Genomic DNA, 26,160 nt, shown 5'->3' with positions numbered 1-26,160 from the left:
TTGATTCTAGGGATGTTTATCATTGCCCTATCGTCTTTTCCCGGTCTACCGATTTTGCGAAAGCCGCCAGCACAAGGCTGAACTTCGCTCGTATAGGCTGTTTGATCCATCGTCTCGGGTGGGTCGTTGACCAATTATATTGTAATATAAAGCCGTCCTAAAAGGACGAGGTTTCTACCCAATTTTCTGATGAGATTCTAGCCGACTGTGCGGGCTAGCAAGACGGGACAGTTGGCGTAAACTCGCACGTAGTCTGATAGCGAATTTCCCAGGAGTCGATCGAGATCCACAAAGTTTTTGGCAACGTTCGGCCGGCGATCGGGGGAACCGATTACCAACAAGTCGGCATTCGTGTCGTCTGCAATCTTACAAATTGCTTCCCCTGGCTTGCCGGTGGCACTCACGCAGCGGTAGCTAACTCCCATTTGTTTCGCGAGTGCTACTGCAGGCGCTAATACAGGGTCTTTTTCAGCATTGGCTGTTAAATCTTCGGTGGATTTTCCCGTCAAATCTTTGGTGACGTGTACTAGAATTATCTGTCCGCCACTGACTTCTTTGGCAAAAGATAGGGCGAGTTCTAAGGATTGTTTGGCGGATTCGGATTTATCTAGCGCCACCATGACCCGCTTGATTTTTTTGACGTAGATGTCGTCTTTTACTAACAGCATCGGTCGGGATGTTAGCTGGAAAACGTACTGGCTGACAGAGTTTTCCAAAATCGATTGCAGCCGTCCGAGTCCCCGGGAACCCATAATTACTAAGTCGGCTTTTTCTTCTTCTGCGACTTGGCAAACAGTTGTTTTCGGGTCTCCCTGTTTGAGCCGGGGATTGACTTTGCTGGGATCTATTTTCAAAGACTGGATGGCTTGTGCTAAAATCTTGCCTCCTTCTTCCAACTTGGTGGCCATGCCGTCGGATGTTACTTGCGGCGGCACGACGTGCAAGACGGTGACAGAGGTTTTTTGCAAGGAAGGGATGTCCATTAACATATTAAACATCTCTTCGCACAAGCCGCGACCGGCGACGGCTACTAAAATTTTTTCTATCATGGTTTTGGCGGTAAAAATAGTTGAGTTTTCTTGTGGGAGGTTAAACTAGGGCGTTGCTACTCTAGTTGCCTAATGTCAAGCATAAGCCTGAAATTTGCTTTATGATTTGTAGAAATGTAGCGTTTTGGAACGATTTGTAACGTGTTAGAGAACGATCGAACTCAACCAGAACTCGCACCGGCTGGTGCCATTCAAAACCGGGCTGGGATGAACTCGGAGGGCTGGTTTGAATATTTGGTGCGAGTGTACCCTCACCATACAGACTACAGCGGTGTGGTTTGGCACGGGACTTATCTGGCTTGGATGGAGGAAGCGAGGGTGGAAAGTTTGCGCTCTCTCGGCATCGAGTATGCAGACTGGGTGGCGCAGGGTTTGGAATTGCCCGTGGTGGAACTTTCGCTGCGCTACCACCGCTCTGTACAAATGGGTCAATCTGTGGCAGTCAGAACGCGGATAGGTGCTAGCGAGGGTGTGCGGCTGCTTTGGGATTACGAAATTCGATCGCCCGAAACTCAGGAGTTATATGTCACAGCACAGGTAACTTTGGTTGGTGTCGATCGCGACAAAGGTAAGATTATGCGTCAATTACCCCCAACAGTGCAGGCAGCTTTGGCCAAGTTGGCGGTCAACCCTTAGAGTTATCTATTAGATCTCCCCAATAACTTTTGTGGAGCAGGCATCCTGGCGGCCTTTGACTGTATTTTTTGGAGATATCTATTGGGGGTAATGGCTCAAGTTTGTATAAGGTATTGTGTCCTCGCCGATGCCAGCCCCTTTTTCAAGATTTTGTTAGTACCTAAATTGCTCGTAGATTATGATTAAAATTCTTGATTCTACCTTGAGAGAAGGAGAACAAACCCCTGGAGTTTATTTTGATCCTGAAACAAAGTTAAAAATTGCGGAGTTTTTAGACCACATAGGAGTTGATATTATTGAAGCTGGCAATCCTGCTGTAGATAGCGAAATTGCTTTAGCCGTTACCCGCATTGCCAATGCTGGACTAAAAGCAAAAATAGGCGCTCATTCGCTCTGCCGAATAGATGATGTTAAAAAAGCCCTGGATTGTAATGTCAGCTTTTTAGGCGTGTTTTTTAGTGTATCCTCTCAACGATTGCAATGCGACTATAATATCTGTTTAGATGAAGCCCTAGATAAAATTGTGGAAGTAATAACTTATGCTAGAGAGCAGAATGATAGTTTATTGATTCGCTATACGCCGGAAGATACAGTTCGCTCTCCTATGAAAAATGTGATTGAGGCGGCTAGTGCAGCAGTGCAGGCTGGAGCTAATATAATCAGCATAGCTGATACCACTGGATATACAACCCCATTTCAACAAAAACGTAGTATTTATTATTTTGTCAAAATCCTGAAGGAGGAACTAGCCAAACGAGAATTATATCCACAAATAGAAGTTCATTGCCACAACGACCGAGGTTTAGCTTTAGCAAATGCCTTGGATGCCTACAGAGCGGGAACAGATATTATTGATGTCAGCGTGATGGGACTAGGGGAAAGAGCTGGCATAGTGGATTTGGCTGAGTTACTAATAAATTTATCCGACCTTATTGAGGAGAAAAACTTTTGGAAACTCGGATATTTGAAAGATTTGTATAATTTGGTAAGCGAGTATTCTCATGTACCTATTTCTCCTCATCACCCTGCCGTGGGGAAAAATGCTTTTACCCATTATGCAGGTGTTCACGTTAGGGCAATGGCAAAAGATGAGTGCCTATATCAAAGTTTAAATCCAGAAATTTTGGGAATTAAAAGTAGTATTGCATTAGGGATGCAATCGGGATTGACTGCTGTAGAATTAGCTCTAAAGCAGATTGGCAGAGAGGAACTGGCTGAAAACAAATATTTAGTAGCTAAGATTCTTAAAGAAATTAAAGAAATGGCTAAAAGAGGAACCCCAATCGATATCGATAAAGAATTTCTAGAAATTATTGATAATTGCTAATTTACAGCACCTACCCAGTGAAAAATGCTATAGTTTGGATGATTTCAGAATAATACCCACCTCTACCTAGATAGTAATAATGTCAATAACCCCAGCAGAAAACTCTAACGAATTAAGGCAAGAAGAGAAGAAATCATCTGAAAAATGGTGGACTATAGTTGGTATTGGTATTGGTGTCTTCATTTTTGCTTTGGATGTGTATATAGTTAACTTGGCTTTGCCAGTTATGGTTGAATCTCTTCATACCAGTTTTGCCACGATTCAATGGGTAGTTTTAAGTTACTTGCTGGCAATCGCTATATTTGTAATATTGGTATCAAAATTAGGTGATATCTGGAACAAGAAGCTATTGTACATTATTGGCTTAACAATCTTTACGGTCAGTTCACTATTGTGTGGAATTGCGCCAAATGTCTGGTTTTTAATAGCGTTTCGAGGATTGCAAGGAGTAGGTGCTGCGTTTTTATCTGGCTTGGGAACTGCGATGATTGTGGAGGCATTTCCAGCGGCAGAGCGGGGACTGGGACTAGGTATTAGAGCGGGAATTTACGGAATGGGGATTACCTTGGGGCCCATGGTAGGAGGACTGCTGATGAGTGTGGGAGGCTGGCCTTTAATTTTCTGGGTGAATGTTCCGATTGGGATTGTTGCCATTTTGATTGTGGCTTGTTTTGTACCGAATTCTGCGATTAGTGGAAACCCCGAAAACTTTGATATCATCGGTACGCTGATATTGACCATCGTCTTAACTTCTTTTATTCTTGGCATTACCCTATTACAGAACGGTAATTCTCATATTGCCATAAATATGCTGGGTTTTTCTGTCGTCAGCTTGATTGGCTTTTTATGGTTAGAATCCCGAATAGCAGCACCAATGATCGACTTTAAAATATTTCGATCCCTAGAGTTTAGCCTGGGCTTAACGCTACGTTTTATTGCAAATTTCGCGATCGCAGGTGTCATCTTCATCCTTCCTTTTTTCTTCACCTTCCTTGAACACTATTCAACTCAAAAATCTGGTTTTTTAATGGTAGTACCGTCACTTCTGATTGTGACGACTGCGCCTATTTCGGGTATTCTTTCCGACCGTTTTGGCACGCAGCTAATTACTGTAATCGGTCTAGTATTTATGGCAATTGGATGTTTTTTAATCAGCAGATTTGATACTGAATTAACTGTCATCAAGTATATTTTGGGGATTATTCCCTATGGGGTAGGAGTGGCGATGTTCAACTCTCCTAACAATAGCTCTATTATGGGAGCCGCACCAAAAGAGCGATTAGGTATTGCTTCGGGATTGTTGTCATTTTCGCGGATATTAGGGCAGATGCTGGGAGTACCAATAGTAGGTGCTTTGTTCTTCTTTACCACAAGTTTTAACGCTAATTTTGCACCTAATATCGATATTAGCAATGCGCCTGTACAAGCATTACTTTTTGCTACACATACTACTTTTTTGGTGCTTGGGGTTTTATTAATGGTTTCGACAATGTTTGCAACTTTGTTTTGGTGGATAGAGAATAAAAAAGTGGCTCTCCTATAAAAATCATTGGCTGTTGATTTTAGTGATGATTTTTAATGCTTAATTCAGTCCGGATTGCTCACTTCCCTGGGATTCCAGTGCTTTCTTTTTCATCATTTGAAAAATGTTGTAAAATCCGTTAGCGCGGGAAGGTGTCAGACTCACATTCAATCCCGTGTCTTGAATAAAATCTGGGGTAATGGTGACTATTTCAGCAGGCGTTAATCCGCTCAAATCTTCCACCACCAAGCCAACTAATCCTTTGACTAAGTAGGTCGGTGCGAAAAAACCGAACTATGTTAAAATAAGTAAAGACAGGGAAGACCTCTACCAAGGTAATTAAATATAGCCTTTCTTAAAAAGATGAGGTGCCCGAGATTCCCTGAATATCGGGACTTTTAAGCCTTATTACATACCTCATCTATCTGAGAAAGGCTATATATGGGCGCTAGATTATCGATGTCATGAAGTCCAAAAATTATGGTCGAAGTGAGAAAAAGAAAAGTTTTCAGTTTTGTGGATTTTTGCGTATTGCCTTAAATGGCTGCAAATAGAAGTTTGCTACACTATTAAACGGTTTTGCTTCATCGCCAGGTAAACCTAAATCTAGCTTTTCATAGCTTTGCGGCACGTACAATGTAGCAAACATCCAGTCCCAAACTGCGAATATCTTACCGTAGTTTGCGTCATAATACTTGGAATCGTTAGCATGATGAATATAGTGTTGAGCTGGACTAATAAAAACATGGCTGAGCCAGGAAGGAAATGCTAGCCAGATATGAGAATGGCGGAAGTTACCAGTGATATAAAAGGCGAACAGCAGAAAGGGTATGCCATTGAGATATAGAACCTGCATCTGGCTGCCAAACAGATATGTCCACAATCCTATCGCTATACCGGAACTGATAGAGACCGCCATTGTTTGGACAACATAATCGACAGGATGATGGCGGTATAAAGTAAATGGAGTAAGCACTTCAGCCGTGTGATGGATTTTATGGAATTCCCAGAGCAAAGGAATTTTATGCCTTAGGTAATGATTGTAGAAATAGCCAAAGTCAATAGCCAGTATTAGAAAAATACTAAAAGCAACATCATGCCAAAGCTGCGTCTCGGTTACTGGGAAAAGGGTAATTACGCCAGTTAGCTCGGTTAGAGAGCCGCTGACTACACCAGCAATAGCGGTTGCAGATATGACTGTGGCGATTGGTACTATGATCAAGCTTTTTATCAATATAATGGGTAAGTAGTTCTGATAATCCAGGATTGCGGAATGATGAAGATAAATGTCTTTGGGAAAGCAGTATTGCAGGAAGCTCTTCTTCTCTTCTGTCTTGGCAAAGTGCAGTAGGTAGAGCAGTAGTGCTATTGATAATGAGGAAAGCAGATACAGCCAGTAAATCTGAGAATCCGGCACAACTAGCTGTTTTAGTGGGTATAAACAACTCTTTAATATTGACTTCATTATTTCCATAGTAGCCTCCATGTGAAGATAGATCTGGGGGATATGCTGGCATTATCCAAATTTTGTGTACCCCAAAGGAGTACGCCATCTGGTGCAAGCTCAAACCGAAACTGAATGTAGTGTACCACATATACATGAAATCTGCTGTATCGCTTTCGGGAAATGCTGGGAGTCTCTTGGCATACCACAGCAGTTGTTAGTAGCGCTGTTTCGGATCGGAATGTCGCTGAAAGCGCTGGACGATTTTAGCTAGGGGTGCGGGTAGCGTCGAGCGATAAATTTGCTGGCTTTGGGCGACGATTTAGCTGTTGGTTTGGGGGTTTCGCTGGTACGATCGCGCTTGTTGATTGGGGGTGTTGCTAGTTTGCTAGCTGCAAGTGCTGTCAGCATCGGCGGATGGATTGGTTTTGTGGGATTAGTTGTGCCTCACTGGGTGCGTTTGTTGGTTGGTAATGATTATTGGTTTGTGTTGCCGCTGAGTGCGATCGGCGGTGCTTGGGTGTTGACTTTTGCTGATTTTTTGGCTCGTTTGGGTGCGGTAGAATTGCCTGTGGGTACGGTTACGGCTTTGTTAGGTTCTCCGCTGTTTGTGTGGCTGCTTTATCGGTGTTCTAGTAATTAGTTATTAGTCATTAGTAATTAGTTATTAGTCATCAGTCATTAGTTATTAGTAACCAATGCCCCATGCCCCATGCCCCATGCCCCATGCCCCATCCCGGAGCTTCGCTCCGCCCAATTACCCATTACCAAAATAGAATGAATTTAGAAATTCAAAATTTAACTGCGGGTTACTTGGATTATTTGCTGAGCCAGCATATCGAGATTATTCCTGATATTGTGGATTTGCTGCATTAATCGGACTTGCAGGGTGCGCAGGGCGCACCTTACCTGTAAACAAAAGGTATTTGTAAAGAAATATAAATTATTGAGCCAAGTGAACAGAGGCTTGCAAGTTGTGATAGCTTTGAGTAAGATAGGGATTTGTTGAAGTCCATTTTTTGGGCAAGCATCAAGATAACTCAATTTATATCAATTAGATAAAAAAATGGAACTATTAGTTTTATTAATAGGATTTGGAGGCGGGGCATTAGTCTGCTGGCTAATTTTGAATCAGCGAAATTCACGCTATTTGGTGCGGATGCAGGGTTCACAGGAGGCGATCTCGAAGTTGGCGGAGCAGTTGGATGCCCGCAATTCGGAGTTGCAGCAAAAGGTGCAGAATGAAAATCAGCTAAATGATGAATTGTCCCAGTTGCAAAGTCGGTTGGAAAGTGTGACTCGCGAGCAAGATTTTTTAAAAAATCAAGTGTCGGAAATGGAAGGATTTTTGGCAGGAGTTGCCCAGGATCGATCGCAAATTGATTCTCTGATTGCTGATTTGGAGTTTCAGCTAGAAAATGCTCAACAAGCTGAGTCGCAGTTAGCAGAAGTGGCCGAACTTAAAAATCAGTTAGAAGTTGCGGCGCAGGAGCGAGCGCAGCTTAACGCTCAATTGCTGGAAATGCAAGCAGAGTTACAGGAGGTTGATGCAGAACGTTCTCAATTTCACGCTCTGCTGTCGGAATTTGACAGTCAGTTGAAAACTGCTAGTCAAAGCAGATTGCAGGTACAGTACCAGTTGTCGGAAATTCAACTTAAGTTCGATCGCTCCATTCAAGAGCGGGAGCAACTTCAGTCTCAACTGTCGGGTTTGCAAGCTCAACTGCAATTAGTCGAAGAAGAGCGATCGCAATTTACTTCTCAATTCTCTGAGCTACAAGCTCAATTGGAGAATGCAGAGCAAGAACGCGACATACTCAACTCTCAATTGCAAACCGCTCGCCAACAAGCAACGCAACCTCAATTTGAATTATTAGAACTGGAAACACAGTTAGAAGCTGCTAATCTGGAGAAAATGCAGTTAAACTCTCAAGTTGATGAACTACAAAGTCAATCAGAAATGGTTGTTAGAGAGCGAGAAAAACTGCTGTCTCAGTTGTCAGAATTGCAGGCTCAGATAAATCGCAGCGAGGGAGATAGCTCGCAACTTCAGTCTCAGTTATCGGAACTGCAAGCTCAATTAGAAACTGCTAACACAGAACGATCGCACCTTTATTCTCAACTGTCCCAATTGCAAAATCAATTCCCGACAGCAAACCAGAATCAAAATCAACTTCAATCTCAAATTTCCGAGTTAGAAAATCAGTTAGAAAGTGTGCGTCAAAGTCGCTCTGAATTAGAAGCTCAGCTAGAAAAGGCTAACACAGAAGGCTCGCAACTTTCTTCTCAGATCTCGAAATTCCAAACTCAAACCAAGACAGCAAATCAAAATCAAAATCAACTTCAATCTCAAATTTCCGAGTTAGAAAATCAGTTAGAGAGTGTGCGTCAAACTCGCTCTGAATTGGAAGCTCAGCTAGAAACAGCTAACACAGAACGCTCGCACCTTTATTCTCAACTCTCGGAAATTCAAACTCAAAGCGAGACAGCAAACCAGAATCAAAATCAACTTCAAGCTCAAATCTCCGAGTTAGAAAATCAGTTAGAAAGTGTGCGTCAAAGTCGCTCTGAATTGGAAGCTCAGCTCACTTCTCAACTCTCGGAATTCCAAAGCCAAATTGCAACAGCTAATCAAAATCAAACTCTACTTCAATCTCAAGTATCCGACTTAGAACAACAGTTAGAAATTGTGCGTCAAAGTCGCTCTGAATTGGAATATCAGCTCACTTCTCAACTCTCGGAATTGCAAAGTCAAATCGAAACAGCTAATCAAAATCAAACTCAACTTCAATCTCAAGTATCCGACTTAGAAAGTCAGTTAGAAAGTGTGCGTCAAACTAGCTCTGACTTGGCATCTCAGCTAGAAACTGCTAACAGAGAACGATCACACCTTTATTCTCAACTCTCGGAAACTCAAAGTCAAATCGAGACAGCAAACCAGAATCAAGCTCAACTTCAATCTCAAGTATCCGAGTTAGAACATCAGCTAGAGACAGTTTATCAAGAACGCTTGCAGCTAACATCGCAACTTTCCGAAGCAGGCGATCGACAATCTGAGCATTTTGACTCAGAGTCAGGGCAAATTGAAGCATCTACTTCTGATCCCAAAGTTTTGAAGAGTCAAAAATTTGTTGTTTCTCAGCAGGGTCAAGGCGATTATACTACTATTAGCGAAGCGCTGAAAAATGCAGCACCGGGCACGCGGATTGACGTGCATCCAGGCGTTTATCGCGAAAGTCTAATTCTCGACAAAGCGGTAGAAATTATCGGTAGCGGAGAGGTCGATCGCATTGTTGTTGAAAGTATCAGCTCAAACTGCATTAAAATGGCAACTGACAGTGCTTTAGTGCGCGGTTTAACGCTGAGCGCAACTGGGAAATATTACACTGTAGATATTCGCAAAGGCGAGTTAATCATAGAAGACAGCGATATCACTTCTGCGGACTATTCTGTGGTGGGAATTTGCGGCCCTGATGCAAATTCTATCCTCCGCCGCAGTCAAATTCATGATGGGGTATGGAACGGAATTTTTATATCGGATAATGGGAAAGCAACGGTGGAAGATTGCAGTATTTTTGACAACGGCAGTTTGGGAATAGGTGTCGGATTGGGAGGAAAATTGATCGTGCGCCGGTGTCGGATTAATGGTAATGAAGGTGAGGCGATCGGCATTTACAGAGATGGCATTGCTACCGTGGAACATAGCGATTTAACGGGCAATGCTGGGGGTGCTTGGCGCATTGCAGATAACGGATACCTGCGGGGCAAAGGCAATCAAGAATAGTCAATCGATTTTAGATTTTAGATTTTAGATTAAAGAATTGAAGCATTGACCCCACGGATAAATTCGGGGGGCAAGTTTCATCGGATACAGGTTTTTTATTTCTGGGTCCGGAGTCTGCGAAGGAATGAATCCGGGGGCTTGTATCCTGGATGCTTTCGGTCATGTAGGGTGCACCGCTGCACCAAACGCCTAAATTCCTAACAAATGAGCTGGATTTTCCTTCATCATTAAATCAATTTCGCGCCCAGAAATGCCATCGCCCATCAATTTTTCCACAAATAACTTGTAGCCTTCTGCAGGTAAAGGATCGGGTTTTCTTCCCAAATCTGTGCTGAGAACAAAATGCTCGGCTCCGATTAGTTTAATCGCTGCTTCCATCTTACTAATAGAAACTTGATGCCAGTTTTTGTGTCCCTCATCAGCGGCATTTTCTCCCATCAAATCGTTGACAAATGCTAGTTCTAGAAAAGCTCCCATCTGGGCGGCTCTGTGATAGCATAAACTGGCAGACAAAACCAATAGCAAACAATCCCAACTAACGTAAAAAAAACAGCTTGCATTCATCCCCTCTTCCCTTCTCCCCTCTGCGTTCTCTGCGCCCTCTGCGGTTCATTCCCTCTTAATTCTCTCCAATAAAAGATTTAACCGCATTTGCCAAAGCTTCTGCATTCTCTTCGTGCATACCCAAAGAACCGGGAATAACTCGCGATTCAACACCAGGTAATTCCGTTAATGCTTCCATTTCAGCCTTGGATTTGGGCGGCGCATTTTCAGCAACTACAACCATCACCGGCACTGCTAACTGTTTAAATTTATCTGTAAATTCCGATCGCACTTTTGCCGGATCTAAACCACCAGTCACAAAGGCAGCGGGACCGTATCTCGCGCCCGCTTTTTGAGTAACTTTCCACTTATTTTCGATGAAATCGGGCGTGAGTTTTGCAGCATCAACATAGACGTGGCGACGGTACATGAGACTGAGGAATGACGGCGCAGTGTTTAGTTTGTATAGGAATTGTCCCAGTAATGGCGATCGTACTAATTCTCTCACAATTCCATGCCACCCGCTTTGCTGTTTGCTCATCGTCGGCAAAGGCCCGCGCCAAGTCGGTGCAGCTAACACAATCTTTGACCATACATTAGGCTTTGATTGCGCTAACTGCATCGCATAACCCGCAGCGTGACCTGCCGCAACTACAGCAACAGGACTATTAAAAATTGACTCAACAAAATCTTTGAGAAATTGATGGTATAATTGCGGCTGATAGTGGATTCGCGGGCGATCCGATTCGCCAAAACCCGGCCAATCTAAGCTCACCACTTGAAATTTGGGACCTAACAATTCTGCTAAAGGACGCATTTCTTCTCGTGTAGAAACCGTACTGAAAGCAGGCAGCAGCAATACAGGATTTCCCTGTCCTCGGGTTTCGTAAATAACTTTGATTTGCGTTTCTTTCCAATTCCACAGATATTCTTGAGCTGCGGCGGGATAGTTGCCCGAATTTGATTTTGTTAAATTTGTAGTTTGAGTCATGGCTGTTTATTCTTTTAATTTGCTTCGGCTTGCTTGCTCAATTCACAAGCAAGTGCCTTATTTTTCATCATTTGAAAAATGTTGTAAAATCCGTTAGCGCGGGAAGGTGTCAGACTCACATTCAATCCCGTGTCTTGAATAAAATCTGGGGTGATGGTGACAATTTCAGCAGGCGTTAATCCGCTCAAACCTTCCACCAACAAGCCCACTAATCCTTTGACTAGCTGAGCGTCTGAATCGCCTTGATACAACACTTTCCCGTCGGCCAAATTTGCGGTAATATAAACTTGCGACACGCAGCCAGAAACTTTGTTTTCCGGCAATTTGTCGCTTTCGGGAAATGCTGGAAGTCGCTTGGCATACCACAGCAGTTGTTCGTAGCGCTGTTTCGGATCGGAATGTCGCTGAAAGCGCTGGACGATTTTAGCTAAGGCTGCGGGTAGCGCGGTGTTTGCGGACATGATTCTAAGTAGTAGTTTATTTTGCTAATATTATAAATTTTATTGTAGCTGCAGGTGTGTTCGATTTGCAACATCAACGTTGATCTGCATTCATGTGTTCGCACTGAAGCCGTCTTCAGGTGAATGGGTTATCGTTATTGTAGTTAACGAGTTCGAGCGTTCAAAATCGAGGAAATATGGTATTTAGTGCTGTTAACGAAGATTGGTGTCGAGTCATAATGAACCGCGAAACGCGCAGAATTGTTAAAAGCTTGCAGCCCGAGGGATTGAATGTATTAGAAATATCCGGCAATAGTTGGGGTAATTGGGAGTCTTTCAAAAGCTATAAATCGCTCAAATATCCCGATTTTGACATTTGCGAGTCTTGCCTCGACGAAACATTTGATTTGATAATTGCCGAGCAGATATTTGAACATTTACTTTGGCCTTACCGCGCTGGAAAAAATATATATAGAATGCTCAACAGCCAGGGATACTTTTTAATAACCACACCATTTTTAATTCGCATTCACGATTATCCTACAGACTGCTCTCGCTGGACAGAGACTGGTATCAAATACTTGCTTGCTGAATGCGGTTTTAATTTAGAAAGCATTCAAACAGGAGCGTGGGGAAACCGAGCTTGTGTGGTGGCTAACTTTGCGAGGTGGGAGCTTTACAATCCCTCCATTCATTCGCTAGCAAACGAGCCGGATTTTCCCTTGGTAGTTTGGGCGATCGCGCAGAAATAACTCTGCAAAAAGGCTATTTATCTAAAAGCAAAGCGGTATAATATATTGTGAAAAAAATCTGGCTAAAATATCGAGTTTTTCAGGCAGTTGTATTCTTAGGATTGGCTTTGCTGTTAACCATCGCCCTTTCGCTTTCTTTTGGTGCGGTACCCATGAGTTCAGCTCAATTGTGGCAAGCATTTCTGCACCGAGGTGATGCTGTCAATCAGACTATTTTCTGGGAATTGCGTTTGCCCAGAGTTGCGGCGGCGCTGACGGTTGGTGCGGCTTTGGGAATGTCGGGAGCTTTGCTGCAAGGGTTGCTCCGCAACGGTTTAGCCGATCCTTTTGTATTAGGAATTTCGGCGGGCGCAGGGTTGGTTGCGATTACCATGCTGACTTTGGGAATATTTCAAACTTGGGTGCCTTTGGCAGCTTGGATAGGTGCTATTTTAACTTCGATGCTGGTCTACTTTTTGGGCAAAACTAAAACGGGGATTTCTGTGGAACGTTTGGTTTTAGCTGGTGTGGCTGTGAGTTCTCTGTTTGGGGCAATACAAACTACGCTGCTGCTGTTAGCTGAAGACAGCCGCTTGCAAGCTGCTTTGAATTGGTTAATCGGCAGTTTGAACGGTCGCGGTTGGTCGGATTTGCAGGTGGCTGCACCTTATATTTTGGCTGCTTTGCTGCTAGGATGTTTTTTGGGTCGAGGGATAAATTTGCTGGCTTTGGGCGACGATTTAGCTGTTGGTTTGGGGGTTTCGCTGGTGCGATCGCGCTTGTTGATTGGGGGTGTTGCTACTTTGCTAGCTGCGAGTGCTGTCAGGATCGGCGGATTGATTGGTTTTGTGGGATTGGTTGTGCCTCACGGGGTGCGTTTGTTGGTTGGTAATGATTATCGGTTTGTATTGCCGCTGAGTGCGATCGGCGGTGCTTGGGTGTTGACTTTTGCAGATTTTTTGGCTCGTTTGGGTGCGGTAGAATTGCCTGTGGGTACGGTTACGGCTTTGTTGGGTTCTCCCCTGTTTGTCTGGCTGCTTTATCGGCGTTCTAGTTATTAGTCATTAGTCATTAGTCATTAGTTATTAGTTATTAGTTATTAGTTATTAGTTATTAGTCATCAGTCATTAGTTAAGCTGTCACGCATTTAAATTGCATATTCAGGGCGGGCGAGACGCCCACCCCACAAGACTTAGATTGTTTGTTGACATTCTATTTAAATGCTCAACAGCTTATTAGTAACCGATGCCCGATGCCCGATGCCCGATGCCCGATGCCCGATGCCCGATGCCCGATGCCCGATGCCCGATGCCCGATGCCCCATGCCCGATGCCCCATGCCCGATGCCCCATGCCCGATGCCCCATGCCCGATGCCCCATGCCCGATGCCCCATGCCCCATGCCCCATGCCCCATGCCCAATTACCCATTACCAAAATAGAATGAGTTTAGAAATTCAAAATTTAACTGGTGGTTACGGCGAAGTTGCGATCGCCCACAACATCACTTTATCTTTACAACCTGGTGAGTGGTTGAGTCTCATCGGTGCCAACGGTTCTGGTAAGTCTACTTTCTTGAAGTTAGTTAGTCGCATCCTAACTCCGCAGCAAGGAAGTGTGTTGCTTGATGGCAAAGCAATTCATACTCAACCTGCGGCTGTTGTCGCTCAAAAATTAGCGATTTTGCCGCAGCAGCAAACAGTGCCAGAAGGTTTGACGGTACGGCAATTAGTTAGTTTGGGGCGTTCTCCTCATCAGGGTTGGTGGCAGTGGGAATTGAGCAAGGAAGATGCGGAAAAGGTGGAGGTTGCTATCACTCAAACTGGGATTGAGGAATTTCGCGATCGCCCTGTCGAACAACTCTCAGGAGGCGAACGGCAGCGCGCTTTCCTCGCCTTAGCTTTGGCTCAAAATCCGCAAGTTTTGCTATTAGATGAACCTACTACTTATTTAGATATTTGCTATCAGTTGCAATTGTTAGAGTTGCTTAACCAACTCAATCTAAAACAAAAATTGACGATTATTACGGTGCTGCATGAAATTAATTTAGCTGCTAGGTACAGTTCGCGGATTGCTATGTTAAATAAAGGGGAGATTTTTTGTGTAGGAACTCCCGCAGAAGTTTTAACTCCTGATAATTTAGCTGAAATTTTTGGGGTAGAAGCTATCATTTTAGAAACTTCTGTAGGCTTGCAGATTTGTGCGATCGCTCCCACTCTTCACACTTAATACTTTTATGATAAGTATAACCTGGTCCTCGCACTAAGTTCTCAATTTCTTCATAACTATTTCTATTAACTTCTGGCCACAATCCGCTGTTCTATCTGAGTGCCACAGGCTTTAAACTATTGCCTAGTAGTGGTTCCAAAGGGTAGAATAAAAGTTAAGAGATACTTGAAAAATCCGAATTCAGGCAATAAATGCGGTTTTTTATAAAAAATCTACCGTAAACTATTGATATTTAAATCATTAAGCGCTAAAGTGCGATCGAACTTCCCGTCTGATCGTTTCCGGTTGCATCGGTATTGTTCAAATATCCAAACAGTCAACAGTCAACAGTCAACAGTCAACAATCATTTTACTCGTGCGATCGAACTTCCCGTCAATTCTGTCTCAACCTGGTCTAAACTCGCTGTAACTCCCGCCTAAAGTATGTACAAAACTTTTTTTTATCGTATCGCTATCCTGTTGCTGAGTTTAGCATTTACCGCTTGCTCCGCCGCCACTTCACCCCAAATTCAGCAATCAACTCCTGCTGATTCGCCAGTTAATCAACCACAAACAACTAACAGCGAATCAGCACAAAAAGTTGTAGCTTTAACACCTTTAACCGCCGATATTATCCATCAACTCGATCCAACCAAACTTGTAGGAATTCCCGGCAGCGCATTAGTCAGCAGCAACCCCAAATTTACAGGGATTACCGCAGTCACTGCCGAACGCACGCCTCCCAATTTGGAAAAAATCATCGCATTGAAACCGGATTTGGTGGTAGGTGCGTCGGGATTTCATGACCAAACAATGCAAAAATTGCAGCAGCTAGGAATAAAAACTTTACTCACTCAAGTTGATAGCTGGAAATCCCTAGAAGAGTTAACAACAACTTTAGCTAAATCCCTCAATACAAATCCCGAACCTCTGTTAAAACGCTACCAAACATTTTTAGCAGACATCCCGAATCAAAACCCCGCCACTTTAGTTTTGGTAAGCAGACAACCGATTTTATCGCCCAATCAAAGCAGTTGGGCTGGAGATTTGCTGGGTAAGTTTAACGTCAAAAATGTGGCAGCCCAATTGCAAGGAAATAGCCCGGTTCGAGGCTACGTGACGCTTTCAGCGGAAAAGGTTTTAGAGGCTAATCCCGAAGTAATCATTATAGTCGATCGGGGAGAAGGAATTTTAGATGAATTTAAATCTGATTCATTTTGGAATCAACTAACAGCTACAAAAAATAATCGAGTTTACGTTTTTGACTACTACGGATTGGTCAATCCAGGTAGTATCGAAAAAATTGAGCAAGCAACTGCTCAACTTAAACAAGTTCTCGCTAAAAAGTAGAGACGCGGTTTTGAGAGATAAAAAATCTCTAGAAATCCTGGAACAAATTGACTACAATTTATCTAAAAGTGAGAAAGCTAAAGGCACTCAAAAGCGCGCAGCGATCGGAAACCAGGTTTTTGACACTGACTCCCAATGATGTCGGATCGATCTGATATCTTGCACCATTGTCAGCAACAGGCTTTCCGGCCTGTTCCACAAAAGATCAATTTTCTTGTGGAACAGGCATCTTGCCTGTTTATAAAAGGTTAATTGACAATCGATCTGATATCTTGCACCATTTTCAGCAACAGGCTTTCCGGCCTGTTCCACAAAAGATCAATTTTCTTGTGGAACAGGCATCCTGCCTGTTCATAAAAGGTTAATTGACAATCGCTGCGATATCTTGCACTATTTTCAGCAACAGGCTTTCCGGCCTGTTCATAAAAGGTTAATTTTCTTGTGGAACAGGCATCTTGCCTGTTCATAAAAGGTTAATTGACAATCGATCGGATATCTTGCACCATTGTCAGCAACAGGCAAGATGCCTGTTCTACAAAAGATAAATTTTCTTGTGGAACAGGCATCTTGCCTGTTCATAAAAGGTTAATTGACAATGGTGCAACATATGAGATCGATCGCCCTTACACCGGTAACAGGGGCACACCGCGCAACTGGCGCAGGGAATTGATACAAACCGGGCAGTCGCAGCCAAACATCGCCACGGCGGCATCGCTTTCTTCTTCCGAAAAATCCAGCATCGCCACCTGTTCGTCAGCAGGGCGCTGCCAACTGATTTTTGGTTGAGAATTAGCAGCAGCGGTTTTGACGGGGAGGCGCACGCAACTCAGACGCTGAGTGTGGGGCGATCGCACACACTTGGGCGAATCAAGCGATTGGCTTGGTGTTTCGCCAATTTGAGCGGGATTTGCGATCGCGCTCAAAGACATCACAGATCCAAACAGCGTCGGACTTACCAATAAAGTGAGGAGCAATCGATTCATTTGTCGTCCTTCTGAACTTCAACGTATACAGTAGCCGATTATCTGTTGCAATTCAACAAGGCTTTCGCCCGAAATCAGTACATTTTGCCGCTATGAAGGCTTAAAAGCCGAATATTTACCGCCTCAACCTCGAATAATTGTCCGCGTATTAGCAACCAGCATTTTCTGATAAGTATCACCTTTGCTTCCCAGTTTAAGATTTGTTGCAATTTTAGTAAGTTTAGCTTGCCAGTGATAACAAACTCTTTCAATGTGGGTAAACTAATTGCAGAATGGGCCGCTCGAAGCAGCGAACAAGTTTACCTCAAACAGCAGGTGGGGAGTGATGAGTACAGTTTTAGTGGTGGAAGATTCCCGCAGCCAGCGGGAGTGCATTTCATATCAGTTGAGGTGCAGCGGATTGAATGTAATTCAAGCATCAGACGGCGTGGAAGCGCTGGATAAAATTGAGAAAATTTACCCGGATTTAGTATTGTTAGATATCGTAATGCCCCGCATGGACGGCTACGGTGTTTGCCGTTTAATTAAAGCTAATCCCGAAACGAGGAACATACCAGTCGTATTTTTAACAGGAAAGGGACAGCAGTTAGGTTTATTGTCTAGCGCGATCGATCGCGCCGAGGCTTATGTTAGCAAACCTTGGCAGCCGAGGGAACTTTTGGCAACGATAAAAAAAGTTTTGCTCAATGCCAATATTAAGTTCGATCGAGCTTCAGCGGACGCTTGGACAGAATACGGGATTTTAAACTTAAGTACAGTCGAACTGTATCAAAGCCGCGCCGATGCTTGGACAAAATACAGCGCCCAAATTATTAAATTGTACCAGGCCAGCTTAGCAGCTTTCGAGCAAGCTTTGGCAATTGAACCGAGTCACTCGAATGCAAACAAGTATCGAAACCGAGTGCAGACAATCCGGGCAATTTTGATGAAAAAACTAGAGCAAACTAAACCTTGCAAAGTCTGCGATTATTATTACGGCAAGGACAGCATCAATTGTGCGGTGCATCCTGCTGGTCGCCCTCAAGAACTGTGTCGCGATTGGGAATTTAATTAAACTAAAATGAAAACAAATAACCGCGCTAACTTGGAAAGCTTGCTGCAAGAAAGAAACGAACATCCCGAAAGAATGGAGGAAATTGATGCGAAAATCAATGAAACTTTTCGCCAAAATTACGCTATTTTAGTAATGGATATGTCGGGATTTTCGCGCACGACAGTCCGCTACGGAATTATTCATTTTTTGGCAATGATTCACCGGATGCACGGAATTGTCAAACCGATAATTTCCGAATGCGGCGGCACTGTAGTTAAGGAGGAAGCAGACAATATTTTTGCAGTTTTTCCCGATGTAAAATCGGCGGTGGAAGCTGCGATCGACTCTCACAAGCAAACGGCGGCTGTCAACACGACATTGCCACCGGAAATGGATATTTACCTCTGCATTGGTATTGGTTGCGGCGATGTTTTGATGCTGGAAGGAGAGGATATGTACGGATCGGAATTTAATCTGGCATCCAAGCTGGGAGAGGATTTGGCGGAACGGGGAGAGATTTTGCTCACCTCAGCAGCCTTTGAAAAGTTGGAAGGTGACCAGCAAGATTGGCAAAAAATGGAACTTTCGATTTCAGGTTTGGAATTGGTGGCGTACAAGCGGCTGGAATCTACTTAATTTCTATTGTTATATCTTTGAAGACTCGGCGATTTAAATCGCGTCTATACTAACTTTCTTCCGCCTGCGCGAATTTAAGAAATACAGCGTATTCCAGGTTTGTGAAGTAGGGATAGAGCGATAGGCGGGTGTCTTTTATAAACGTGGAATATGCGGTTAGACTTGCGTTATCAAGTGATTATTAGACCTCTTGCAAAAATAAATAGGACGGGCTCTTCGGTCCATCCCACAAGAAAAAATAACTCTTGTGGGATGGGCATCTAGGCCGTCCCATCAATTGATGAAAAGGATTTTTGCAAGAGGTTATTGAGAGTTTTGAACTGACCAAGAATTTCTTGATGGTACAAGCCCCCGGATTTATCCGTGGAATCAATCCAAAATCGAAAATCGAAAATCTTCAAGCCCCCGCATTTATCCGTGGGGTCAATCTAAAATCTAAAATCTAAAATCTAAAATCGATTGACGCACCTTACTAATTTTAACACGCTGGCCTTAGTCCTAATAAAAATTAAAATCAGATGATGGATCGCCCAAAAACTTGGCAACCTATGAATTTAGCCGCCATTCAGCAGCGGCTTGCTTGGCTGCAACAACAGCCGGATGGAATCATTTTTTGCCAAGATTCGGGAGTTCACTATGTTGTAGTCAGAAAAGACAAATACAAAATTAAGCTAGCTTTAGTAGAAAAACTTAATTTGCATACAGATTTACTGCAATCTGTTTTCGATCTCAACAATCCTTTACATCTAGTGTCAGAATATACTCAGGCGATGATGTTAGGTTTAGTGTGGCAAAGCCAACCTCGAAGAATCTACATTGCTGGTTTTGGCGGCGGCAGAATTCCGTTAGTTTTGCACCACTATTTGCCGGAAACTGTTATAGAATGTGCGGATGTCGATCCGATCGCACTTGAAGCAGCTACACAGTGTTTTGGGGTGCAGTTGGACGATCGGCTGAGTGTGACAATTCAAGACGGCAGAGAGTATCTGGAACAGCAAAATCCCGATATGCAGTACGATATCATCATGACGGACGTATTTTTTGGCAACGGCTACTTTCCGCACAGGCTGGCCACGAAAGAATTTTATCAACTCTGCGAAAAACGCTTGTCAAGTGAGGGAGTTGTGCTGGTAAATCTGCTGCAAAGAGATGAGTTTTATGCGGAAAAAATCAAGACTTTTCAAAGCGTGTTTTCTCAGGTGTGCGTGTGTCCGTGGAAGGATATTAACAGCGTTTTGATTGGGACTAACAGCGCTATTTTAGAGAAAGACGAGATTGTTGCTAGGGCAAAATATTTGCAAGATGGCTATCAATTTTCATTTCCATTAACAGAGAGAGCACAGGAAGTAAAATTAGGTACAGAATTGGCGGAAGCTGTAGCTAATTTAGATCGAGCTCAAATTTTGCATGACGAGGCGCCGCCTGTTGGTTATTTTGATTGCTGGTTATTCTGATATTGATAATAATATCTCGCTTTTATCGAAGTTTCGATCCCCCTAAATCCCCCTTAGGTCGGGGGACTTTGAGTAAGTTCTTGTCCCCCCCTTTTTAAGGGGGGTTAGGGGGGATCGAGATGATGGTTGCTCACACAGAATATTGATGCTACTTTTTTCCCAAATTTTCAGCATCGATCGCCGATCGAGAAAAAATCTATAATAAATCCATATTCTAAAATCTACAATCAAATGGCGACACCAGTTGATTTTCCTAAATATCTGCAATCCCTGGTTGAGTCTTATAAAAAACAACAGCATCTCTACACGCTGACGGATTTACAGGTGGAGGTGCGGGTGGAAAAGCCACCGGAGGATCGATCGCAACCTCGATCCGCACAAAATAAACCAGAAACGAAAATCGAGCGGCTGGAAGTGCTGGCGGGACTCCGCAAGTACGTGCAGCAGGGAAATGTGCTGCTAGTGGGCAAGCCCGGTTCGGGAAAATCGACGGTTTTGCAGCGTTTTCGGTGGGAATGGGCATCAGAAGCGCTCAAGGAGGGCGATCGACCGATTCCGGTGTTGGTGCAGTTGAGGAGCGATCGCTCGATTTTAGAAGCAATCTGTGCCGAATTTCGACAGGCAAAGCTGAGAGTTTGCCGGGAAGAGGTGGATGATTTGTTGCTGGATGGCAAGTTGTTGCTGTTGCTGGATGGCGTGAATGAGATGCCATCGCAACAAAGGCGGCAGGATTTGCAGCTATTCCGCGAAGAAAATTCCGATACGCCGATGATTTTCACGACGCGGGATTTGGCGTTGGGCGGATCTTTGGGCATTGAGCAACAACTGGAGATGTGCGCGCTGACGCAACCGCAGATGCGGGAGTTTGTACACAAGCATTTGCCGCAACATGGGGATTCGCTGCTGCGACAATTGGGCGATCGCCTGCGAGAGATTGCCGAAACGCCGTTACTACTGGAAATGATGTGTAAGGTGTTTAAAAATAGCGGGAAAATTCCCCAGAGTAAGGGCGAGTTGTTTCAGGAGTTCGATCGCCAGTATGAGGAGTTTAAGCGCGGTGCGTGGGTTTCGGATGGTTTTCAGCTATTCAAGTCGGAGGTTTTGCAGCAGTTGGCTTTTGTGATGTTGCAGGGTGACTCGCAGCGCCCCACGGATGGTTGGGTGGCGATTTCTCGCGATCGGGCTGAGGGGATTTTGGAGGGCTGGTTGGGCGATCGGGGGGTGCTGGATGCGCCAACCAAGGCGAAGGAGTGGCTAGAGGATTTGCTGGAGCACCATCTGTTGCAGGTGGCGGCAAAACCGGAGGAAATTGAGTTTCATCACCAATTATTTCAGGAGTATTATGCAGGGCGGGCATTGCTGAAACTGTTGGCTGAAAGGCATATTGATGCGATCGATGATGAACGGTTGCAGCATTTCTATTTGAATTATTTTAAATGGACGGAGCCTCTGGCGTTCATGCTGTCGTTGTTGCGGGATGAGGTGCAGGCGGTGCGGGTGGTGGGGCTGGCATTGGATGTGGATTTGATGTTGGGGGCGCGGCTGGCGGGGGAGGTGCAGCGGGAGTTTCAGCAGCGCACGGTTGGGTTGCTGGATGGGTTGGATGTGCCGGGGTGGTTGAAGGCTGAGCTTTTGGGGGAAGTGCGATCGGATGAGGCGATTCCGGAATTACTTAAACTCGTTGAACATTCAGACTCTGATGTGCGTAGGATGGCGGCAGATGCGTTAGGCAATATGGGTGACGATCGGGCGATTCCGGGATTACTTAAACTCGTTGAACATTCAGACTCTTCTGTTCGTACTAGCGCGGCATATGCCTTAGGCAATATCGGTGACGAGAAGGCGATTCCGGGATTACTTAAACTCGTTGAATATTCAGACTCTTCTGTGCGTAGGATGGCGGCAGATGCCTTAGGCAATATCGGTGACGAGAAGGCGATTCCGGGATTACTTAAACTCGTTAAACATTCAGACTCTTCTGTGCGTATGAGCGCGGCAGATGTCTTAGGAAAAATCGGTGACGGTCGGGCGATTCCGGGATTACTTAAACTCATTGAAGATTCAGACTTTGATGTGCGTAGTAGCGCGGCAGATGCCTTAGGCAATATCGGTGACGAGAAGGCGATTCAGGGATTACTTAAACTCGTTGAACATTCAGACTCTTATGTGCAATGGAGGGCGGCAGAGGTCTTAGGCAATATCGGTTACGAGAAGGCGATGACGGGATTACTTAAACTCGTTGAACATTCAGACTCTGATGTGCGTAGTAGCACGGCAGATGCCTTAGGCAATATCGGTGACGAGAAAGCGGTTCAGGGATTACTTAAACTCGTTGAAGATTCAGACTCTGGTGTGCGTCGGAGGGCGGCAGTGGCCTTAGGTCATATCGGTGACGAGAAGGCGATAACGGGATTACTTAAACTCGTTAAAGATTCAGACTATTATGTACGTAGGATGGCGGCAGATGCCTTAGGCAATATCGCTAAGCAGCACGCAGAGAAAGTCGCCCCCCATCTCCCCCACCTCCTTACCTTAATCCCCTCCGAATTGGGCAAAGAATTTCACCGCCTCATCCTCGCCATCCCAGCCGCCTGCAAATACTACAACTACCCGATACGTCAGTTGTCCCTACTCCCGGAAAGTCGCAGCAATCCGGCGAATTCTTCTGCTAGCCTAGACATACAATCTGTCAAGGAACTCATACTGATGTCAAACCAATCACCCATCTTTAACCAACCAAATGCCATCATCGCCGTTAACTATGCCGCTGAAAACAGCAATCCCAACGTTACTCAAAACATCCCAGCCGCCCAGCAATCCTCCCCTGAAGCTGCACTAAATGCAGTGGTGCAAATCATCCAGGCATTAGAAAAAAAATATACTAATGTGCAAGACGAGCAACAAGCACGCATTATTATTGATGCAGAATTTAAGGAAATCAAAGAGCAAAAACGTATAGAGTGGAAAAACCTAATCAGCCTCAAACAGCTTTACAACGGTGCCAAAAATGCAGCGGTGAAAGTTGGCGAACACTTCGCCGAATCAAGCGTCTGGGGCAAAGCAGGCGTTGGCTTCGTCGAAGGCATATCCGAAGACGTGAACTAGCCATAGGAATTACGCACGGGAGGTCAGAAACGGGGTTTTTACCAAAATACTTCCTTGTTACCCAGAGATTAAGTAAAAAACCCGGTTTCTTTGGCGGAGTGCGTAAGTCTTGCCAAAAGTTTGATACAAAAGTAAGCGCGATCCAAACCCGAGGCTAACAGCATGATTCAAAATCCCGCATACTATCAGATGGTGCTAGACACCTTCTGCACCGCCCTAGAGGATGCCCGCCCCCCTGTCAGGGCGAAAGCAGCAGAAGCACTGGGAAAAATGGGAGATGTCGCGATGGTACCCATATTAGTTAAAGCCTTGAAAGACACCTCACCAGAAGTCCGTTCCAGCGTCATCCAAGCCCTCGGACAACTGATACTAAATGAGGCTTAAATACTCCTTTCATATCATGTCCGATGATTAACCATAATATCCCGGTCGGGGCGGGTTTTTGAGATGGTCAATTATTGGCACGTATTGTTGGTGAACCCGCCCCTACAAAAATCGCGATCGCTCGACCGGACATGATATCATTTCTTAGTCCCCCTCTGCTCGGACTTCCTTTGTGTAGACGCGATTTCAAGATCCGAGCAATCTTATCCTTTCATACATTCAACCATCTGCTGTTCCAGCTTAGCCAACAAAGTATCAACATCTGTTGCGGCTTCCTCAAAACAAACAGGAGGTTCAGGCTTAGGTTCAAAAAGAATCAACTTAATTTGACCTTCACCGATCGCCAAAATCGCCACTTCCTTCTCAGGCTTGTGAGCGTTCAACACACCTACAACTTCCTGAATATGACTTCTCACTTGACGGTTCAACTCCTCAACCGCCTCTTTCTTACAATACACAAAACGCGCAGTTTCTGCAATATCAATTGCCAAAATCTCCTCGCTTTCCTCTCCCCTTTCCAGAAATAGCCCCCAAGCCAAAGCAGCCAATTCATGTTGATTAGCTTTCACAAATTTATCTAATTTCCGACTCCAGCTATTTTCGTTGGGTTTGGACTCAGGGCTATCAAATAGAAACATTTTCTCTTCTTGTTTGTATAAACTAATATTTTACAGTCAGCAGTCAGCAGTCAGTGGGCACTTGGCAGTTGGCAGTTGTCATTAGTTAGGATTCAAATTACCAACTATAGCAAATGATTATACTCGTTACCAGGCTCAGCCTGGAAGTTACTCGTTACCAGGCTGAGCCTGGTAACGCAGATCCGGAGGCTATGCCTCCATTGTTGCAGCCGAGGCAGAGCCTCTGGACATCGGTTCCCAGGCAGAGCCAGGGAACCAGTTAAACCAGTTATTGAAACTGATGCGAGGATTGCTATATATCATGTCTGGTTGATTCGCGATCGGATAAATTTCGATCTCCTAGGGGCGGGTTTTACCCACAATCTACCTGTCAAACTAATTATCTCAACCCGCCCCGCCCAGATACTTATGATGCTACCAGACATGATATTACCAATGCCCAATTCCCAATTGCCAATTACCAATTGCCAATTACCAATTCCCAATTCCCAAAAACTGCTGCGTTTTTATTTTATACCAGATTGCACGCGCCAGAGCGACGCATAAACTCCGTCCTGTTCCACAAGTTGTTCGTGCTGCCCCGATTCTACCACTATCCCCTCATGCATCACAAAAATGCAGTCAGCATTGCGGACAGTAGAAAGACGGTGGGCGATCGCAATTGTAGTGCGATTCTTGGTAATTCGTTCGAGCGATCGCTGAATTGCCGCCTCCGTCTCGTTATCCACCGCTGAAGTAGCTTCGTCAAGGATCAAAATGGGCGGATTCTTCAAAACAGCCCTCGCAATTGCAATTCGCTGCCGCTGTCCCCCCGACAATTTTTGACCGCGTTCCCCTACAATAGTCTTGTAACCGTCCGGCAATTGGGCGATAAACTCGTGCGCTTCAGCAATTTTAGCAGCATTTACTATCTCTCGATTACTTGCCTCAAAACTGCCGTAAGCAATATTTTCTGCCACCGTACCGTGAAACAAAAACACATCTTGACTCACCAATCCGATTGCTCTCCGCAAATCTTTTAAATTCAGGTTAGTTAATTCTATCCCGTCGAGATAAATATTCCCGTACTGTACCTCGTACAGCCTCAAAATTAGTTTCACCAGCGTACTTTTTCCCGAACCAGTCGCGCCAACAATCGCAGTAGTTTTTCCCGCCGGCAGAGTCAGGGAAAAATACTGCAAAATCGGTTTTCTTTGATTGTAAGAAAACGTAACATTTTTAAATTCCAGTTCACCCTTAATCGAACTAAGCGGCAGCCGAATATCACCTGTGTGAATTGCGATCGGAGTATCCAACAAATCCATCACCCGATTAGTAGAAGCCATGGCGCGCTGGTATTGATCCAGAGTATCTCCCAGGCGAGTCAGCGGCCACAGCAACCGCTGGGTCATAAACACTAAAACGCTGTAAGTTCCCACAGACAACCGGCCCGCCACCACCTCCAAACCGCCCAGAAATAGTGTTGCAATAAACCCCAAGAAAATCACAACCCGAATCAGCGGAATAAAAGCAGCCGAAAGTGCGATCGCCCGTCGGTTGCTTTGGCGGTAAGCTTGGCTTTGTGTTTCGATGCGCTGAATTTCATAATCTTCGGAAGTAAAACTTTTAATAGTAGTAATTCCCATCAAATTATTCGACAGTTGCCCGTTCAGAAAACTTACCTTTTCCCGCACATCAGCATAGAGAGGAGCGAGGCGATCTTGAAAGGCGATCGAACCCCAAATAATAAAAGGTATCGGCAGCATTGACAGCCCAGCAACAAGAGGAGATGCAGCAAAAAAAGCCGCGCCAATCACAACAACCGTTGTCATTACCTGAATTACCTCATTAGCGCCGTCGTCCAAAAAACGTTCGAGTTGATTGATATCATCATTGAGAATAGAAATCAAACCGCCCGTGCTGCG

Annotated in this window: 24 protein-coding genes and 1 pseudogene; 14 read left to right on the top strand and 11 right to left on the bottom strand. The window is 44.6% G+C overall.

Features of this window, described 5'->3' with window-relative positions; genetic code table 11:
* Positions 1–197: 197 nt before the first annotated feature.
* On the bottom strand, positions 198–1,049 hold the full coding sequence (locus ACUVJL_RS14780) for a universal stress protein (protein WP_445246532.1): 852 nt from the start codon (positions 1,047–1,049) through the stop codon (positions 198–200).
* Between the two features lie 141 nt (positions 1,050–1,190).
* On the opposite strand from ACUVJL_RS14780, the gene ACUVJL_RS14775 reads away from it, so the two are divergent.
* The 3 genes from ACUVJL_RS14775 (at position 1,191) to ACUVJL_RS14765 (ending at position 4,555) form a co-directional block, all read left to right on the top strand.
* Complete coding sequence (locus ACUVJL_RS14775; protein WP_445246531.1) at positions 1,191–1,685, top strand: acyl-CoA thioesterase; 495 nt, start codon at positions 1,191–1,193, stop codon at positions 1,683–1,685.
* A 178-nt stretch (positions 1,686–1,863) separates the two neighbouring features.
* Positions 1,864–3,012: a homocitrate synthase/isopropylmalate synthase family protein gene (locus ACUVJL_RS14770; RefSeq protein ID WP_445246530.1), complete on the top strand. Its 1,149-nt coding sequence runs from the start codon at positions 1,864–1,866 to the stop codon at positions 3,010–3,012.
* Positions 3,013–3,091: 79 nt separating this feature from the next.
* On the top strand, positions 3,092–4,555 hold the full coding sequence (locus ACUVJL_RS14765) for an MFS transporter (RefSeq protein WP_445246529.1): 1,464 nt from the start codon (positions 3,092–3,094) through the stop codon (positions 4,553–4,555).
* Between the two features lie 39 nt (positions 4,556–4,594).
* Here the strand turns inward: ACUVJL_RS14765 and ACUVJL_RS14760 are convergent.
* Together ACUVJL_RS14760 and ACUVJL_RS14755 are read right to left on the bottom strand one after the other, a co-directional pair.
* Positions 4,595–4,792: pseudogene (locus ACUVJL_RS14760) on the bottom strand (SufE family protein); the annotation flags it as partial.
* Between the two features lie 250 nt (positions 4,793–5,042).
* Positions 5,043–6,008, bottom strand: a complete 966-nt coding sequence (locus tag ACUVJL_RS14755; protein WP_445246528.1) for a sterol desaturase family protein — start codon at positions 6,006–6,008, stop codon at positions 5,043–5,045.
* 271 nt (positions 6,009–6,279) lie between these two features.
* On the opposite strand from ACUVJL_RS14755, the gene ACUVJL_RS14750 reads away from it, so the two are divergent.
* Positions 6,280–6,621, top strand: a complete 342-nt coding sequence (locus ACUVJL_RS14750) for an iron chelate uptake ABC transporter family permease subunit (RefSeq protein ID WP_445246527.1) — start codon at positions 6,280–6,282, stop codon at positions 6,619–6,621.
* A 423-nt stretch (positions 6,622–7,044) separates the two neighbouring features.
* A complete protein-coding gene (locus tag ACUVJL_RS14745) occupies positions 7,045–9,762 on the top strand; it encodes a right-handed parallel beta-helix repeat-containing protein (protein ID WP_445246526.1) in 2,718 nt (905 codons plus the stop codon).
* 189 nt (positions 9,763–9,951) lie between these two features.
* On the opposite strand, the gene ACUVJL_RS14740 is transcribed toward ACUVJL_RS14745, so the two are convergent.
* The 3 genes from ACUVJL_RS14740 to ACUVJL_RS14730 are packed head-to-tail and all read right to left on the bottom strand — an operon-like array spanning position 9,952 to position 11,757.
* On the bottom strand, positions 9,952–10,326 hold the full coding sequence (locus ACUVJL_RS14740; protein ID WP_445246525.1) for a hypothetical protein: 375 nt from the start codon (positions 10,324–10,326) through the stop codon (positions 9,952–9,954).
* Positions 10,327–10,381: 55 nt separating this feature from the next.
* Positions 10,382–11,296, bottom strand: a complete 915-nt coding sequence (locus ACUVJL_RS14735) for an alpha/beta fold hydrolase (RefSeq protein ID WP_445246524.1) — start codon at positions 11,294–11,296, stop codon at positions 10,382–10,384.
* Positions 11,297–11,310: 14 nt separating this feature from the next.
* The gene (locus tag ACUVJL_RS14730; protein WP_172189131.1) at positions 11,311–11,757 is read right to left on the bottom strand and encodes a SufE family protein; all 447 of its coding nucleotides are present in this window, start codon (positions 11,755–11,757) and stop codon (positions 11,311–11,313) included.
* 176 nt (positions 11,758–11,933) lie between these two features.
* On the opposite strand from ACUVJL_RS14730, the gene ACUVJL_RS14725 reads away from it, so the two are divergent.
* On the top strand, positions 11,934–12,488 hold the full coding sequence (locus ACUVJL_RS14725) for a methyltransferase domain-containing protein (protein WP_445246523.1): 555 nt from the start codon (positions 11,934–11,936) through the stop codon (positions 12,486–12,488).
* A gap of 47 nt (positions 12,489–12,535) precedes the next feature.
* Positions 12,536–13,528, top strand: a complete 993-nt coding sequence (locus ACUVJL_RS14720) for a FecCD family ABC transporter permease (RefSeq protein ID WP_445246522.1) — start codon at positions 12,536–12,538, stop codon at positions 13,526–13,528.
* A 155-nt stretch (positions 13,529–13,683) separates the two neighbouring features.
* Here the strand turns inward: ACUVJL_RS14720 and ACUVJL_RS14715 are convergent, their stop codons facing one another.
* The gene (locus tag ACUVJL_RS14715; RefSeq protein WP_445246521.1) at positions 13,684–13,896 is read right to left on the bottom strand and encodes a hypothetical protein; all 213 of its coding nucleotides are present in this window, start codon (positions 13,894–13,896) and stop codon (positions 13,684–13,686) included.
* Between the two features lie 12 nt (positions 13,897–13,908).
* Here ACUVJL_RS14715 and ACUVJL_RS14710 point away from each other — a divergent pair, with 12 nt between their 5' ends.
* Together ACUVJL_RS14710 and ACUVJL_RS14705 are read left to right on the top strand one after the other, a co-directional pair.
* On the top strand, positions 13,909–14,694 hold the full coding sequence (locus ACUVJL_RS14710) for an ABC transporter ATP-binding protein (RefSeq protein ID WP_445246520.1): 786 nt from the start codon (positions 13,909–13,911) through the stop codon (positions 14,692–14,694).
* Between the two features lie 423 nt (positions 14,695–15,117).
* The gene (locus tag ACUVJL_RS14705) at positions 15,118–16,023 is read left to right on the top strand and encodes an ABC transporter substrate-binding protein (RefSeq protein ID WP_445246519.1); all 906 of its coding nucleotides are present in this window, start codon (positions 15,118–15,120) and stop codon (positions 16,021–16,023) included.
* A 248-nt stretch (positions 16,024–16,271) separates the two neighbouring features.
* On the opposite strand, the gene ACUVJL_RS14700 is transcribed toward ACUVJL_RS14705, so the two are convergent.
* Both ACUVJL_RS14700 and ACUVJL_RS14695 read right to left on the bottom strand, forming a co-directional pair.
* Positions 16,272–16,490: a hypothetical protein gene (locus ACUVJL_RS14700; protein ID WP_445246518.1), complete on the bottom strand. Its 219-nt coding sequence runs from the start codon at positions 16,488–16,490 to the stop codon at positions 16,272–16,274.
* 156 nt (positions 16,491–16,646) lie between these two features.
* Entirely contained in the window at positions 16,647–17,006 is a 360-nt protein-coding gene (locus ACUVJL_RS14695) for a hypothetical protein (protein ID WP_445246517.1), read from the bottom strand.
* Between the two features lie 325 nt (positions 17,007–17,331).
* Between ACUVJL_RS14695 and ACUVJL_RS14690 the strand changes: the two genes are divergently transcribed.
* From ACUVJL_RS14690 to ACUVJL_RS14670, 5 genes are all read left to right on the top strand, one after another.
* Entirely contained in the window at positions 17,332–18,060 is a 729-nt protein-coding gene (locus ACUVJL_RS14690; RefSeq protein WP_445246516.1) for a response regulator, read from the top strand.
* 6 nt (positions 18,061–18,066) lie between these two features.
* On the top strand, positions 18,067–18,675 hold the full coding sequence (locus ACUVJL_RS14685; protein ID WP_445246515.1) for an adenylate/guanylate cyclase domain-containing protein: 609 nt from the start codon (positions 18,067–18,069) through the stop codon (positions 18,673–18,675).
* Positions 18,676–19,193: 518 nt separating this feature from the next.
* Complete coding sequence (locus tag ACUVJL_RS14680; protein ID WP_445246514.1) at positions 19,194–20,129, top strand: fused MFS/spermidine synthase; 936 nt, start codon at positions 19,194–19,196, stop codon at positions 20,127–20,129.
* 126 nt (positions 20,130–20,255) lie between these two features.
* Positions 20,256–23,234 (top strand): HEAT repeat domain-containing protein, encoded by a 2,979-nt coding sequence (locus tag ACUVJL_RS14675; RefSeq protein WP_445246513.1) that lies wholly within the window; start codon positions 20,256–20,258, stop codon positions 23,232–23,234.
* A gap of 162 nt (positions 23,235–23,396) precedes the next feature.
* Positions 23,397–23,618, top strand: a complete 222-nt coding sequence (locus ACUVJL_RS14670; RefSeq protein WP_445246512.1) for a HEAT repeat domain-containing protein — start codon at positions 23,397–23,399, stop codon at positions 23,616–23,618.
* A 203-nt stretch (positions 23,619–23,821) separates the two neighbouring features.
* On the opposite strand, the gene ccmS is transcribed toward ACUVJL_RS14670, so the two are convergent.
* Both ccmS and ACUVJL_RS14660 read right to left on the bottom strand, forming a co-directional pair.
* Entirely contained in the window at positions 23,822–24,256 is a 435-nt protein-coding gene (gene ccmS / locus ACUVJL_RS14665; RefSeq protein ID WP_333186693.1) for a beta-carboxysome assembly chaperone CcmS, read from the bottom strand.
* Between the two features lie 506 nt (positions 24,257–24,762).
* Positions 24,763–26,160 (bottom strand): ABC transporter ATP-binding protein (locus tag ACUVJL_RS14660; protein WP_445246511.1); only part of this gene is annotated, 1,398 nt, incomplete at its 5' end.

The organism is Microcoleus sp. OTE_8_concoct_300 (assembly GCF_031383065.1).
Classification (GTDB): Bacteria; Cyanobacteriota; Cyanobacteriia; order Cyanobacteriales; family Microcoleaceae; genus Microcoleus.
The sequence above is the reverse complement of the archived record's forward strand: the minus strand, read 5'-3'. Positions and strand labels throughout refer to the sequence as shown.